Annotated in this window: 12 protein-coding genes; 2 read left to right on the top strand and 10 right to left on the bottom strand. The window is 70.9% G+C overall.

Annotated features, from left to right (window positions below):
- The first annotated feature begins 39 nt into the window (after window positions 1-39).
- Window positions 40-537: a GbsR/MarR family transcriptional regulator gene (locus tag OHA89_RS20100; protein WP_257555568.1), complete on the top strand. Its 498-nt coding sequence runs from the start codon at window positions 40-42 to the stop codon at window positions 535-537.
- A 98-nt stretch (window positions 538-635) separates the two neighbouring features.
- On the opposite strand, the gene OHA89_RS20095 is transcribed toward OHA89_RS20100, so the two are convergent.
- Window positions 636-1,472, bottom strand: coding sequence for a diacylglycerol kinase (locus OHA89_RS20095; RefSeq protein ID WP_257559388.1), 837 nt, complete (start codon window positions 1,470-1,472; stop codon window positions 636-638).
- A 184-nt stretch (window positions 1,473-1,656) separates the two neighbouring features.
- Between OHA89_RS20095 and OHA89_RS20090 the strand changes: the two genes are divergently transcribed.
- Window positions 1,657-2,940, top strand: a complete 1,284-nt coding sequence (locus OHA89_RS20090) for an adenylosuccinate synthase (protein WP_215143263.1) — start codon at window positions 1,657-1,659, stop codon at window positions 2,938-2,940.
- A gap of 67 nt (window positions 2,941-3,007) precedes the next feature.
- Here the strand turns inward: OHA89_RS20090 and OHA89_RS20085 are convergent, their stop codons facing one another.
- The 9 genes from OHA89_RS20085 to fbaA all read right to left on the bottom strand — a co-directional run bounded on the left by OHA89_RS20085 (window position 3,008) and on the right by fbaA (window position 14,873).
- Window positions 3,008-4,711, bottom strand: coding sequence for a PKD domain-containing protein (locus OHA89_RS20085; protein WP_406366768.1), 1,704 nt, complete (start codon window positions 4,709-4,711; stop codon window positions 3,008-3,010).
- Window positions 4,712-4,759: 48 nt separating this feature from the next.
- A complete protein-coding gene (locus OHA89_RS20080; protein WP_406366766.1) occupies window positions 4,760-6,343 on the bottom strand; it encodes a hypothetical protein in 1,584 nt (527 codons plus the stop codon).
- A 167-nt stretch (window positions 6,344-6,510) separates the two neighbouring features.
- Window positions 6,511-8,193, bottom strand: coding sequence for a hypothetical protein (locus tag OHA89_RS20075; RefSeq protein ID WP_406366765.1), 1,683 nt, complete (start codon window positions 8,191-8,193; stop codon window positions 6,511-6,513).
- Window positions 8,194-8,299: 106 nt separating this feature from the next.
- Entirely contained in the window at window positions 8,300-9,853 is a 1,554-nt protein-coding gene (locus OHA89_RS20070) for a PKD domain-containing protein (protein ID WP_406366764.1), read from the bottom strand.
- 199 nt (window positions 9,854-10,052) lie between these two features.
- A complete protein-coding gene (locus OHA89_RS20065) occupies window positions 10,053-10,931 on the bottom strand; it encodes an alpha/beta hydrolase family protein (RefSeq protein WP_406366763.1) in 879 nt (292 codons plus the stop codon).
- Between the two features lie 171 nt (window positions 10,932-11,102).
- Entirely contained in the window at window positions 11,103-12,308 is a 1,206-nt protein-coding gene (gene kynU, locus OHA89_RS20060) for a kynureninase (RefSeq protein ID WP_406366762.1), read from the bottom strand.
- Window positions 12,301-13,146 (bottom strand): tryptophan 2,3-dioxygenase family protein, encoded by an 846-nt coding sequence (locus tag OHA89_RS20055; protein ID WP_215143250.1) that lies wholly within the window; start codon window positions 13,144-13,146, stop codon window positions 12,301-12,303. The genes kynU and OHA89_RS20055 overlap by 8 nt, the downstream gene beginning before the upstream one ends.
- 149 nt (window positions 13,147-13,295) lie before the next feature.
- Window positions 13,296-13,709, bottom strand: coding sequence for a DUF3151 domain-containing protein (locus tag OHA89_RS20050; RefSeq protein WP_215143248.1), 414 nt, complete (start codon window positions 13,707-13,709; stop codon window positions 13,296-13,298).
- 141 nt (window positions 13,710-13,850) lie between these two features.
- Window positions 13,851-14,873 (bottom strand): class II fructose-bisphosphate aldolase, encoded by a 1,023-nt coding sequence (gene fbaA, locus OHA89_RS20045; RefSeq protein ID WP_215143246.1) that lies wholly within the window; start codon window positions 14,871-14,873, stop codon window positions 13,851-13,853.
- Window positions 14,874-15,063: the final 190 nt, after the last annotated feature.

Here is a 15,063-nt window from a genome sequence, read left to right as displayed (position 1 = left end):
GTTAGGGAATCGTATAAAGTTTGGAAGGTGGCGGACGACATGGCGGTACCGGCGGCACCGGCAGTACGGAACGAAGAGGCGGTCTCCCGCTTCGTGGAGCGGTTCGCCGCGCAGCTGACCGAGGCGGGGATGCAGCGGATGGCCGCGCGGGTCTTCGCGCGGCTGCTGGCGAGCGACCAGGGCGCGATGACCTCGGCGGAGCTCGGCGAGGCGCTCCAGATCAGCCCGGCGGCGGTGTCGGGGGCCGTGTCCTACCTGACCCAGGTCAACATGGTCAGCCGCGAGCGCGAACCGGGCTCCCGGCGGGACCGGTACGTCCTGCACAACGAGCTCTGGTACGAGACCTTCACGCGGAAGGACCAGATGGTGACCCTGTGGGAGAAGACCCTGCGCGAGGGCGCCGCAGGCCTGGGCGCCGACTCCCCGGCCGGGGCGCGCATCGCCGAGACGGCGGCGTTCTTCGAGTTCATGCAGAGCGAGCTGCTGGGTCTGATGGACCGCTGGCGGGACTACCGCAAGACCCTGAACCTGGGCTGAGGCCGGGCAGGGCGCGCCCGCCCGGCCCGGCGGACCGGGCCGGGTCCCGCAGGGCCCGCCCGGCTCACCGGCGCCCTCACTGGGGCCTCACCGGGGCCTCACCGGGGAACGGTGAGCGCCCACGCCGAAGGGTGCAGGGTCCAGGTGCGGCGCCGGACCGGCCCGGTCATCGCCGCGTCGGCCCGGTAGCGGAAGTCCGTGCCCGACACCGAGACCGTCTTCGCGCGCGCCGACACCTCCGAACCGGCGCCGCCACCACCCGTACGGACGACGACCTCCGCGAGGCCGCCATCCTCCCCGGTGGTCACCGAGACCTCCTCCACCGGCCGGTCCACATCCGCCAGGACCACCCCGTCCGCCTCCACCCGCAGCCGCAGCCGGGCCGCGTCAACGCCCGGCCCGGCCACCGGGCGGACCAGCGTCCGCACCAGCGAGCGGTAGGCGCTCCAGACCGAGGGCCCGGCCGGAGGCCTGGCTGCCGCCGCCGCCCGCAGCGGCGGGATGCGCAGCGACTGCAGGACCACCCCGTCGCTGTCGTCCACCAGGAGGTCGCACATCCGTACCGACCCCTCCAGCACCGCCCGCGCCGCGGCGACGGCGGACAGCGGCACGCCGAGCGCCCCGGCCAGCCCCAGCGACCCCGCGGGACCCACCGGGACCAGCGAAAGGGGCCCCTCCGCCAGCCCCCGTTCCCGGTGCAGCAGCCCCACGGCGCGCACCAGAGCCCGGTCGTCGCCCACGATCACCAGCCGCCGTTGACCCCGGCGGGCTAGCGCCCGCGCAAATTCCTCCTGCGAGTCCGGGAGGCAGATTTTCGCTGCCGCGCCCGCTGACAAAACATCCTTCGCGATCCGCACGGACTCGCCGTCAAGACGGCGGGCGACCGGGTCGACGAGCACGAGCAGGCCGCCTACCGGCGCGCCCGCGTGGCTCATGGTGGGCTCTGGAGCCGACACCTCGGTCCTTCCTCGGGTAGCATCTTTGTGCAAGAGGCCCTTGCGCTATTGCGCCAGGGCCTTCGTCTATTCCGGGGTACCGGTCCGACGGCTCAGCCTGCGGTGTACATCGTCGTACGCCCCCTGACCTTGGACATGCCCCATCCGGAAGAGGTGTACGCCTGTGCCCGCTCTTGTGCTGCTCGGAGCTCAGTGGGGTGACGAGGGCAAGGGAAAGGCCACCGACCTGCTCGGTGGATCCGTTGACTATGTAGTGCGCTACCAGGGTGGCAACAACGCCGGCCACACGGTTGTCGTAGGCGACCAGAAGTACGCACTGCACCTTCTCCCTTCCGGCATCCTCTCCCCCGGATGCACCCCGGTCATCGGTAACGGTGTCGTCGTCGACCCGGCCGTCCTGCTCTCCGAGCTGCGCGGCCTGAACGAGCGCGGCATCGACACCTCCAAGCTGCTCATCAGCGGCAACGCGCATCTGATCACGCCGTACAACGTCACCCTCGACAAGGTCGGCGAGCGCTTCCTCGGCAAGCGCAAGATCGGTACGACCGGCCGCGGCATCGGTCCGACCTACGCGGACAAGATCAACCGCATCGGCATCCGCGTCCAGGACCTCTACGACGAGTCGATCCTCACCCAGAAGGTCGAAGCGGCCCTCGAGGGCAAGAACCAGCTCCTCGCGAAGCTCTACAACCGCCGCGCGATCGAGGCCGGCGCGATCGTAGAGGAGATGCTCCAGTACGCGGACCAGATCAAGGGCTACGTCGCCGACACCACCCTGATCCTCAACAACGCGCTGGACCAGGACAAGGTCGTGCTCTTCGAGGGCGGCCAGGGCACCCTGCTCGACGTCGACCACGGCACGTACCCCTTCGTCACCTCCTCGAACCCGACCGCGGGCGGCGCCTGCACCGGTACGGGTGTCGGCCCGACGAAGATCAGCCGCGTGATCGGCATCCTGAAGGCGTACACGACCCGCGTCGGCGCCGGCCCGTTCCCGACCGAGCTGTTCGACCAGGACGGCGAGGACCTGCGCCGCATCGGCGGCGAGCGCGGCGTGACCACCGGCCGTGACCGCCGCTGCGGCTGGTTCGACGCGCCGATCGCGCGCTACGCCACCCGCGTGAACGGTCTGACCGACTTCTTCCTGACCAAGCTGGACGTGCTGACCGGCTGGGAGCAGATCCCGGTGTGCGTCGCGTACGAGATCGACGGCAAGCGCGTCGAGGAGCTCCCGTACTCGCAGACGGACTTCCACCACGCGAAGCCGATCTACGAATACCTCCCCGGCTGGTCGGAGGACATCACCAAGGCGAAGACCTTCGAGGACCTTCCGGCGAACGCCCAGGCGTACGTCAAGGCCCTCGAAGAGATGTCGGGCGCCCCGATCTCCGCGATCGGCGTCGGCCCGGGCCGCACCGAGACGATCGAGATCAACTCGTTCCTCTAGGCAGTACCCCCGATGGGGCGGCAGGCGCACCCGCGCCCGCCGCCCCTTCCCCGTGTCCGCCGGTGGATCAGTTCTTCTCGTAGAAGCCGAACATGTCGACGACGAGGTCGATGTCGTCCCAGCCCTGGTTCCAGAAATCGATGACGCTGCCCTTGCCCGCGCTCGCCTGGGCGAGGTTCGGGACGGTCGAGCCCGCCGTCCAGTTGAGCGTGGACGAGACGGGCCTCTCGGGCCGGCCCGCGGTGCCGTTCTCGTACAGGTCCCAGGTGTTCGGGTCCGGCGAGACCGACAGGAAGCCGTCCCCGCGGGTCGTGGTGACCGTGGCGTTCAGCACGTAGCCCTCGATACCGGGGTAACCGGTGAAGATCGGCAGGGGAACGTAGCCGCGGGCCGGCAGCGGACCGTAGGCCCACCTGCGGGTGTCGAGGAGCCGGTTCGGGACGAGCGGCATGAAGGCCGCCTTGCTGTCGGGGCTGTAGTAGCCGACGACGTCGACCACCACGTCGGTCGGGGCCCAGCCGCCGTTGCGGATGCTGATCCTGCCGTCGGACCCGATCGGCACGATCACCGAGTTGGCGACCGTCTGACCGGCCGAGAAGTTCACGCTGGACGTCGACGGCGCCGCCTGCCCGCTCGGGAAGGCGGTCAGGTGCCCGGCGTCCCTCGGGTTGGTGACGGTCATGTTCAGGGCCACCGCGGTGGCGCCCTTCGGAACGCCCCGGCGGTCGGCGATGTCCAGTCCGAACGTCCCGTAGCCGGGGACCTGGCCCTTGATCGTGCCGAGGCCCTCACGCGTGTCGGCGAAACGGACCGGAGCCAGCGAGGTGTAGCCGCTGGACTCCGTCCGGCCGAAGTAGCCGGTGACGTCCGCGATCAGGTCGACCGATCCGGCACCGCTGTTGACCAGGTGCACATAGCCCTCGTGGACCGGCACGATCACCAGGTTCGGGACGGTCTGGCCGGCCACGTAGTTCACGTTCGACGTGGTGGGCGGGAAGAAGTCCTTGCCTGGCTGGACCGCGACGTACCCGGCGGAGGTGGCGTTGGTGACCGTGACGTTGATCGCCACGGCGGTGACGCCGGCCGGGATCTTGCCGACGCCGCCGATCTTCAAGGCGGTCATTCCGTACGGCCCGACCTTGGCCTTCGCCGCGCCGGTCCCGTCCCGGGTGTCCAGCAGCCGGGTGGGGGCGTGGGGCGTGAAGTCGGAGCCCGCCGTGACGATCTCGGTCTTGTTCACGGCCGAGACCTTGTTCGTCGCGTCCCACACGGAGACCGTGACGGTGTAGGTGCCGACCTCGGCGTAGCTGTGGCTGTTGGTCAGCACGGTCGAGCCGGAGGCGGTGACCCGGTCCGCGGTCCCGTCGCCCCAGGCGATGCTGATGTCGAGCGAGGCCTCGGCGCTCGTGAGGGTCGACTCCAGGTCGAGTCCGTGCGCGGTCTGGCTCGATCCGGCCAGTGCGACGGCGAGGCCCGGATTCCCTTCGGCGGCCTGTGCCTGCGCCCCTGCGTCTGCCCCAGCCCCGGCGGCCTTGTTCTGGCCGCCCGACGGCGCCGTACGGAGCGTACGGACCGTACGGTCGGCAGGGCTCGCGAAGGTCAGGGCGGCGGCAGCCCGGGCCTTGTCCAGGTCCACGCCCGGAGCGGCCTTCCCGTGGCCCGCGGGCGCGGGACCCGCCGGAGCGGGACCCGTCGCCTGGGCGGTGCCCGGGATCAGGCCAAAACCCGCCGCCACGAGGGCGGCGGAGACTACGAGTCGGCGATTGCGCACCGGTCCCCCCTGTTTCTGTCGATGCTCGATCAGGTTCGGAAGTTGGTTCTACTTGGTGTCGTAGTAGCCGAGGCAGTCGACGATCACGTCGACCGGCTCCCAGCCCTGGTTCCAGAAGTCGATGACGTCTCCCTTGCCCCCGGACGTCTGGACCAGGTTCGGGACGGTCGCACCCGCCGTCCAGTTCAGCGAGGAGGAGCCCGGCCGCTCCGGCCTGACCTGGAGGCCCTTCTGGTAGTCGGTCCACGTGTTCGGGTCGGGAGCGACCGACAGGTGGCCCGCACCGCGCGTGTTGGTGACCGTGGCGTTCACCACCCAGGCCGTGACGGGCTCGGTCGAATCGCCCATGAGCGGCAGGAGGAGGTACTCGCGCGCCGGCACCGGCCCGGCGGTGCGGTACCAGGCGTCCTCGCGGGTGTCGATGAACCGGAACGGCTCGTCCGCCGGCCGGAAGGCGGCAGTGCTGTCGGGGCTGTAGTAACCGACGACGTCGATCACCACGTCCGCGGGCTTCCAACTGCCGTTGCGGATGGCGATCTTCCCGTCAGCGCCGACCGGCACGATCACCGAGTTGGCGACCGTCTGGCCGGCGGAGAAGTTCACGCTGGACGTGGACGGCGCCGTCTGCCCGCTGGGGTAGGCGGTCAGGTGACCGGCCTCCTGCGGGTTGGTGGCCGTCAGGTTCAGCGCCACGGCGGAGACGCCCTTCGGGACGCCGTTGCGCCCGGCGATCTCGACGCCGAAAGTGCCGTATCCGGCGACCTGGCCCTTGGCCGTGCCCAGGCCCTGGCGGGTGTCGACGGCGCGGACCGGGGTCAGGGGGGCGTAGCCGTCGGCCGCGGAGTGGGTGAAGTAGCCGGTGACGTCAGCGATCAGATCGACCGGCCCCCAGCCGCCGTTGACCATGTGTACGTAGCCGTCGACGACCGGCACGATCACCATGTTCGGGACGGTCTGGCCCGCGACGTAGTTGAGGTTGGACGTCTTGGGCGGGAGGTAGTCCTTGCCGGGCTGGACCGCGATGTGGCCCGCGTCCGTGGCATTGGTGACGGTGACGTTGAGCGCCACGGCGGCGACGTCGGCGGGGATCTTGGCGCTGCCGCCCACCTTCAGGGCCACCATGCCCTTCGCACCGACCTTGGCCTTCGCCGCTCCGACGCCCTCGCGGGTGTCCAGCAGCCGGGTGGGCGCGTGCGCGGTGAACTCGCTGCCCGCCGTGACGAACTTGACCTCGTTCACGGCCGTGACGTTGTTCGTCGTGTCCTTCACCGTGACCTTGACCGGGTACGTGCCGACCTCGGCGTACATGTGGGTCTTGCTCTGCACGTCGGCACCGGACGCGGCGTAGGTGTCCGTGGCCCCGTCGCCCCAGGCGATGGTGACGTCGAGCGCGGCAGTCGCGCTCTTGACGTTGTTGACCAGCAGGATCTCGTGCGCGGAGTTGTTGTGGGCGTGCAGCTCGATCGCGAGGTCCGGGTTGCCCGCCGCGTCCGCCTGGGACGTGACGACCGTACGGTCCGCGGCACTGCGGACCGGCTCAGCCTTGCCCTGCACCCCGGCCTTGCCCAGAGTCCCTGCGGACGCGGCCACGCCGTGCCCTGCGGGTGCCACCGGACCTGCTGCCTGGGCCATGCCCGGGATCAGACCGATACCCGCCGCCACGAGGGCAGCGGAAACTACGAGTCGGCGATTGCGCACCGGCCCCCCATTTTTCTGTTCAGGTGCGTATGTGTGTCGGAGGTAGAACAGCGCCCCGGGTCCGGCCTCGACGGCCGGTCCCGGGGCGCTGGTGCGTGCTGCTACTTGGTCTCGTAGTAGCCGAAGATGTCGACGATCAGGTCCGTGGGCTCCCAGCCCTGGTTCCAGAAGTCGACGACGCCGACGGAGCCGGCGCTCGCCTGGACCAGGTTCGGGACGGTCTTGCCCGCCGTCCAGTTGAGGGTCGAGGCTCCGGGCCGCGCGACCGGGACCGCGGTGCCGTTGTTGTAGTCGTCGATCCGGTTCACGTCCGGGGCGACCGAGAGGAAGCCGGCGCCCTGGGTGTTGGTGACCGTGGTGTTCAGCACGTAGCCGGCGATGCCGGGCTCGTCGCCGGAGATCTCCAGGGCGTAGTACTGGCGGGCCGGCAGCGCCCCGTAGATCGGGCTCTCGGGGTCACGGGTGTCGAGCATCCGGCCCGGCTCCAGCGGCATGTAGGAGCCGTTGCTCGCCAGGCTGTAGTAGCCGACGACGTCGACGATGACGTCGGCCCCGGCCCAGGCGCCGTTGCGGAGGCTGATCTTCCCGTCAGCGCCGACCGGCACGATCACCGAGTTGGCGATGGTCTGGCCGGCGGTGAAGTTCAGGCTGGACGTGGACGGCGCCGACTGACCGCTCGGGAAGACGGTCAGGTGACCGGTCTCCTTCGGGTTCGTGACCGTCACGTTCAGCGCCACGGCGCTGACGCCCTGGGGCACCCCCTGCAGGCCGCTGATCTGCGTGCTGAAGACCGCCTGGCCTGCGACCTGTCCCTTGGCCGTGCCGAGGCCCGTACGGGAGTCGACGAAGCGGGCCGGCGTCATCGACGTGTAGCCGCTGGACGCGGACCGGGTGAAGTAGCCGGTGACGTCGGCGAGCAGGTCGATCGACTCCCAGCCGCCGTTGAACAGCTCGACGTAGCCGTCCTTGCCGACCGGCACGATGACCAGGTTCGGGACGGTCTGACCGGCCTCGAAGTTGACGTTCGAGGTGGTCGGCTGGTCGTGGCCCGAGCCGAAGACGGTGACGTGACCGGCCTGGGTGGCATTGGTGACGGTCACGTTGAGGACGACGGCGGTGACGCCGTTCGGGATGCCGCCGTTGCCGCCGACCTTCAGGCGGGCCGTGCCGCGCGCGGGGACCTTGCCCTTGGTGGCACCGATGCCGCTACGGGTGTCCAGGAGACGGGTCGGCCCGTACGGGGTGAAGTCCGAGCCCGCGGTCTGGATCGGGAGCGTGTTGACGACCTCGACCTGGTTCGCGGTGTCCGTCACGGTGACCTTGACGGTGTACTCGCCGAGCTCCGCGTACGTGTGCCGGTTCTCCAGCGTGGTGGACCCACCGGCGGTGGTCGTGTCCTTCTTGCCGTCGCCCCACTCGATGGTGATGCTGAGCAACGCGGGTGCGCTGATGATCTCGGTGGACAGGGCGAGACCGTGCGCGGTGTCGCTGCCGGCGTTCAGGACCATCGCCAGGTCCGGGTTGCCGGCGACGGCACCCTCGGCCTGGGCGGTGGCGGCGGCCTTGTTCTGGGCCCCCGGCAGGCTCTTGCGGACCGAGCGGTCGGCAGGGCTGCTGAACTTCTTGAAGCTCGACGCCGCGGCCTTGTCCAGGTCGACGCCGGAGGCGGCCACACCGTGCGTGGCCGGCTTGACCGGATCGGCGGCCTGGGCCGTGGCGGGTATGAAACCGATGCCGGCCGCGACGATGGCGGCAGCGGACATGACGAGTCGGCGGTTGCGCACCGAACCCCATTTCTTTTCACGTGCGTGCGGATTGAGGGATACGGCGTCCCGGGAACGGCCGACGGGCCGACTGGCCGGTCCCGGGACGCCTCAAAGCACTGCTCGGCTACGAGTTGTCGTAGTAGCCGAAGATGTCGACGACCAGGTCGGCGCGGTCCCAGCCCTGGTTCCAGAAGTCGACGATGCCGTTGTCACCGGCGCTCGCCTGAACCAGGTTGGCGACGGTCTTGCCCGCCGTCCAGTTCAGGGTGGAGGACACCGGACGTTCCGGGGTGACGGCGGTCTTGTCGTAGTAGTCGATGCTGGCGTTGGGGTCCGGTGCGACCGAGAGGAAGCCCGCGCCGTGCGTGTTGGTGACCGTGGTGTTCAGCACCCAGGCCTCCTGCTCCAGCGAGAAGGCCTGCCAGAGGTACCCGCGCGTGGGCCACGGCCCCTTGGACCAGCTCTCGCGCGTGTCGATCTGCCGGACGGGCGTGACCGCCACGTAGGCACCGTTGCTCGCGGTGCTGTACGTGCCGACCAGCTCCACGATGACGTCGGACGGGGCCCAGGCGCCGTTGCGGACGGTGATCTCGCCGTCCTTGCCGACCGGCACGATCACCGAGTTGGCGACCGTCTGCCCGGCGGTGAAGTTCACGTTGGACGTGGTCGGCGCCGCCTGCCCGGCCGGGTGGACGGTCAGGTGACCGGCCTCCTGCGGGTTGGTGACCGTCACATTCAGCGCGACGGCGGTGGCGCCCGGTTCGGCCACCTTGACGGTGAAGGACCCCTGGCCGGCGACCGGACCGCGCTGCGTGCCGGTCCCGTAGCGGGTGTCGACGACCCGGGACGGCGCCTGCGGGGCGTACCCGCCGGCTTCCTTCTGGACGAAGTAGCCGGTGACGTCCGCGATCAGATCGACCGGCTCCCAGCCGCCGTTGTACAGCTCGACGTAGCCGTCTGCGCCGACCTTCGCGATCACCAGGTTCGGGACGGTCTGCCCGGCCTCGAAGTTGATGTTCGACGCGGTCGGCCGCGTGGTACCGGAGGCGAAGACGCTGACGTGCCCGCCGCTGGTGGTGTTGGTGGCGGTCACGTTGAGGGCGACGGCGGTGACCCCGGTGGGGATGCCGCCGTTCCCCGCGACCTTCAGACGGGTCGAGGAGTACGCCTCGGCCTTGCCCTTGACGGCGCCCGTGCCGCTGCGGGTGTCCAGCAGTCGGGTGGGGCCGTACGGGGTGAACTCCGAGCCCAGGGTCTTGACCCGGACCTCCGTGGTGCCCTGCGTCCCGAGTACCGGATCGACGGCAGTGGCCTTGATCGTGTACTCGCCGAGCTGCTTGTAGGTGTGCTTGGTCCGCGTCTCCGAAGAACCGGAGGCGACGATCGTCTCCGTGGTCCCGTCACCCCAGTCGACGGTGGTGTCCAGCGGCGGGGTACCCCTGTTGAGCGAGGTCGTCAGCTCGAAGCCGTACGCCGACGACATCCGGGCGCTCAGGAAGACACTCAGCTGCGCACTGCTGCCGGTGGCGGTGCTGGTGAAGGTCCCGGCCGCGGCACCCTCTGCCGGGTCGGCGGCGGGTGCTCCCGCCGCCTGCGCGGCGGGCTTGACCGGATCAGCGGCCTGAGCCGCGCCGGGTATGAAACCGATGCTTGCCGCCACGACGGCGGCAGCGGACATTGCGAGTCGGCGATTGCGCACCGAACCCCCCGTTTTTTAGCTTTTGAACGCGCTCAGCGTGGAGCTCGCGCACAGCCTACATAGCAGCGGGGGTGGGATCACCGGGGGATCGGGCCGGGCGAGGGAATTGGCCCGGCTCTGTCCCGACCTGAACCGATTATCGGTCGGCCCAGTCCGTACTGCTCCGCGCGGCCGGGCCCTACCAGGCCAGCTGCGAGATCTCCTCGGCCACCACCGCGCACGCGTCCGCCGCCGGGTCGATCAGCGGAAAGTGACCGACCCCGTCCAGCAGGGTCAGGCCCACCATCTCCCCCGCCTTCGCCGCGGCCGCCACGTACGACTCCGCCACCGCGGGCGGTACCACGATGTCCTCGCGGCCCTGGACCACCGCAGTCGCGATGCCCGTCGGGAGCAGGGACGCCGGGTCGGCGAACGGCAGCCGGGGCGCGAAGTGCTCCGGGCCGCCCAGCAGCTGCGCGCTCGCGCCACCGCACACGCCCAGTTCCTCCGCCACCGCGAAGTCCGCGATCGGGGCCAGCGCCACCACGCCGCGCAGCAGCGGCGGGGAAGGCAGCCGCCACGGGGAGTCGTACGGCAGCACGTGCCGGGCCGCGCCCCACAGCGCGAGGTGGCCGCCGGCCGAGTGGCCGGTGAGGACCAGGCGGCGGACGTCGGCCTGCGGCAGGGCGGCCGCGGCGAGGCCCGGGAGGGCGTCCAGCGCGGCGGCGACGTCGTCGAAGGTCTCCGGCCAGCGCCCCGCGACCGGGCCCTCCGCCCCCTGCTGCGGCAGGGAACGGCCGCGCCGGTACTCGATGTTGGCGACCGCGAAACCCTGCCGGGCCAGGAAGTCGGCGAACGGGGTCACGTGCTGACGGTCGTACGGGGCCCGCCACGCACCGCCGTGCAGCAGGGCGACCAGCGGAACCGGGCCCTCGCCCGCGCCGCGCGGGGCGTAGAAGTCGACGACCTGGTCGGGGTGTTCCCCGTACGCGGCGGTCGCGTCCGGCGCGACCGCCGGATGGGAGAAGGCCGAGGCGGCCTCGGCGGCGTCCCGTTCCACTGCGGCGGGGTCCGTCATCGGCTCAACCTCTCGGTAACGCGTGGGACAGCGGGGACAGATGTTCCGGTGGTCCGGCAGAGCGGGACCGTATCAGTCTGGAACGAGCCGTTCCGTGCCGGGCCCGGGATGTGCCGGAGCGGGCGGAGCCGTAGCCCCGCCCGCCCGGTGATGTGACGTTTCGCTACGGGGTCACCCGAAAATGTGACCCAGTGTCCGGGCCGCACGCTCCGCGTCGGCGAATCCGACGTAGAGCGGGGTGAAGCCGAAGCGCAGGACGTCGGGGGCCCGGAAGTCCCCGATGACGCCGCGCGCGATGAGCTCGCCCATGACCTCACGGGCGTTCTCGGTGCGCAGCGAGACCTGGCTGCCGCGGTGCGCGTGCTCGGCCGGGGTGACCGACTCGACCCGGCCCTGCGGGACGTACGCCGCCACGCATTCGAGGAAGAAGTCGGTCAGGGCGAGGGACTTGGCGCGCACGGCCTCGACGGACACGCCGTCCCAGACGTCGAGCGCCGCCTCCAGTGCCAGCATGGACAGGATGTCCGGGGTGCCGACACGGCCGCGCCGCACGCCGTCGGCCGGGGTGAAGTCCGGCGTCATGGCGAAGGGATCGGCGTGGCCGTTCCACCCGGGGAGCGGGGAGTCGAAGGCGGCCTGGTGGCGGTCGGCGATGTAGAGGTACGCCGGGGCGCCGGGGCCGCCGTTGAGGTACTTGTACGTGCAGCCGACCGCGAGGTCGACGGCGTGCGCGTCGAGGCCGACGGGGAGGGCGCCGGCGGAGTGGCACAGGTCCCAGACCGTGACCGCGCCGGCGGCGCGGGCGGCCGCCGTCAACGCCGGAAGGTCGTGGAGCCGGCCGGAGCGGTAGTCGACGTGGTTGAGCAGGACCACGGCGGTGTCCTCGCCGATCGCCTGCGCGGCGGCGGACGGGTCCACCGGGACCACCTCGAGGCCGGTCATCCTGGCCGCCGACGCGGCGATGTAGCCGTCGGTGGGGAAGGTGGCGGCGTCGACCAGCATCCGGGTCCGGCCCGGCTCGGCCAGGCGGGCTGCGCCGACCAGGGCCTTGAACAGGTTGACGCTGGTGGAGTCGCCGACGACCACCTGGCCGGGGGCCGCGCCGATGAGCGGGGCGAGCTTGTCGCCGATCCGCTCGGGGGCGGTCCACCAGTTGCTCTCGTCCCAGGAACGGATGAGGAGCTCGCCCCACTGGCGCTGGACGACGTCGGCGGTGGTCTGCGCGACGGCGGCCGGGAGCGCGCCGAGGCTGTTCCCGTCCAGGTAGACGACACCCTCGGGGAGGGTGAACCGGTCGCGGAGCTTGGCCAGCTCGTCGGCGGTGTCCAGGGCCGTGGCGCGGGCCTGGAGATCAGGTGTCCGCATCGGCTCAGACATGGCTGCGCGCCGTCCAGAGCTCCGGGAAGACGTTCTTCGTGGCGCGCTTCTCCAGCCAGGTCACGCCCGCCGAGCCGCCCGTGCCCGTCTTCGCGCCCATCGCGCGGCGGGTCGCCACCAGGTGGTCGTTGCGCCAGCGCCAGACCAGTTCGGCGACGTCCGTGAGGACCTCACCGAGGCGGTGCAGGTCCGGGTGCTCGTCCGGGGCGGCGTACAGGGCCGTCCAGACGGCCTCGACCTCGGCCGAAGGCTCGTAGCGCTGCGAGAGGTCGCGGTTCAGGACCGCGGCCGGGACCGGGAGGCCGCGGCGGGCCAGCAGGCGCAGGACCTCGTCGTAGAGGCTGGGCTCGTGCAGGGCCTTCTCCAGCTCCGCGTGGACGCGCGGGGCGCCGCGGTGCGGGACCAGCATGGAGGCGGACTTCTCGCCGAGCAGGAACTCCATCCGGCGGTACATCGCCGACTGGAAACCGGAGCCCTCGCCCAGCGCGGCGCGATAGGCGTTGAACTGGCCCGGAGTGAGCTGGGCGAGCGGGCGCCAGGAGGCGTTGAGGGCCTCGAGTTCGCGGAGGGATCGTTTCAGCGCGTCCATCGCGACCGGGACGCGGTCCTCGCGCAGAGCCTTCGCGGCGGTTTCCCACTCGTGGACTATGACCGTGAACCACAGCTCCATGACCTGGGTCGTGACCAGGAAGACCATCTCGCCCGGGTCGTCCGAGCGGAGGTGCTGGAGGTGGGTGAGGACGTCCGCCTGGACGTAGTCCTCGTAGGGGGTCGTGCCATCGAAGTCGAGGTTCGGGGTGTCCGAACCGGCTCCGGAGGCATCAAGGGTGTTCGACATCGCTGTCTCCTCGACACGTGCTTCCGGGTAGCGGTCCGCTCCTTCCGTGAGGCAAGTGGAGCCCCGGTCCCCTGCTCGCATCATAGGACGCCGTCGCGCCGGGGCTCTAGCGGGGAGTGTCGCAGGTCACACTCCCCGCCGGGCGGGCCTCAGGCCTGCAGTGCGTCCGCCGCCGTCTGCGAGGAGTCGCGCAGGAAGGTCGAGCAGCGCTCGTACTCCTCCTTCTCGCCGATCGCCTCGGCGGCGCGGGCCAGGGCGTTCAGGGCGCGGAGGAAGCCGCGGTTCGGCTCGTGCTCCCACGGCACGGGGCCGTGGCCCTTCCAGCCGGCGCGGCGCAGGGCGTCGAGGCCGCGGTGGTAGCCCGTACGGGCGTACGCGTACGACTCGACCGTCCGGCCGGCGGCGAAGGCCTCGTCGGCGAGGGTCGCCCAGGCGAGCGAGGAGGTGGGGTGCGCGGCCGCCACCTCGACGGCGGGGGTGCCGGACGCCAGGGCCTCACGGCCGGGCTCGTCGGGGAGGTGGGTGGGGGCGGGGCCCCCGAGCAGGTTCTGGTGAATGGACATGCCCCCAGTCTGGGGTATCGCGGGGCGCGACTGCCGGAGGGCGACGGCCGAAGGGCCCGCCCCGCCGTCGTGGGACGGCGGGACGGGCCCTTCGGAGGAACGCGCGTGAACGTCACCGCGCGAACGTAAGCGCGCGGGCGCCTACTTCAGCTTGGTGCCCGTGGAACGCAGGTTCGCGCAGGCCTCGGTGACGCGCGCGGCCATGCCGGCCTCGGCGGCCTTGCCCCAGGTGCGGGGGTCGTACTTGGACTTGGTGCCGACCTCGCCGTCGACCTTCAGTACACCCGCGTAGTTGGTGAACATGTGGTCCACGACGGGGCGGGTGAAGGCGTACTGGGTGTCGGTGTCGAGGTTCATCTTCACGACGCCGTTCTCCAGCGCGGTGGCGATCTCCTCGGCCGAGGAGCCCGAGCCGCCGTGGAAGACGAAGTCGAACGGCGAGGCCTTGCCGTACTTCTCGGCGACGCCCGCCTGGAGGTCCTTGAGGAGCTCGGGACGCAGGACCACGTTGCCCGGCTTGTAGACGCCGTGGACGTTGCCGAAGGAGGCGGCCAGCAGGTAGCGGCCCTTCTCGCCCAGGCCCAGGGCCTCGGCGGTGCGGATCGCGTCGTCGACGGTGGTGTACAGCTCGTCGTTGATCTCGTGGCTGACGCCGTCCTCCTCGCCGCCGGTCGGGGTGATCTCGACCTCGAGGATGATCTTCGCGGCAGCGGCCTTGGCGAGCAGCTCCTGGCCGATGGCCAGGTTGTCGGCCAGGGTCTCGGCGGAGCCGTCCCACATGTGCGACTGGAAGAGCGGGTTCAGACCGCGGGCCACGCGCTCGGCGGAGACCTCCAGGAGCGGACGTACGTAGCCGTCCAGCTTGTCCTTGGGGCAGTGGTCCGTGTGCAGCGCGACCGTGATGTCGTACTTCGCCGCGACGATGTGCGCGAACTCGGCCAGGGCGACCGCGCCGGTGACCATGTCCTTGTTGTGCTGGCCACCCAGGAACTCCGCACCACCGGTGGAGATCTGGATGATGCCGTCGCTCTCGGCCTCCGCGAAGCCGCGCAGCGCAGCGTGCAGGGTCTGGGAGGAGGTCACGTTGATGGCCGGGTAGGCGAACTTGCCTGCCTTCGCCCGGTCGAGCATCTCGTTGTAGACCTCGGGGGTTGCGATGGGCATCTGTCCGCTCCTTGGATGTGCGGGGAGTGTGCTTATTGCGGGCCCTGACCTGGGGGCGACGTCATCGTCGCGCCTATCTTTCCAGACTCCGCGCGACACTCCACCCCGGCCGTCGGCCACTGCGGCCGGAACCCGCCGGGATGTTTCACGTGAAACATCCCGGCGACCCGAAAAGGAGCAGGTCAGGGCC

The sequence above is a fragment of the Streptomyces sp. NBC_01546 genome (assembly GCF_045208355.1).
Lineage (GTDB): Bacteria > Actinomycetota > Actinomycetes > Streptomycetales > Streptomycetaceae > Streptomyces.
The sequence above is the reverse complement of the archived record's forward strand: the minus strand, read 5'-3'. Positions and strand labels throughout refer to the sequence as shown.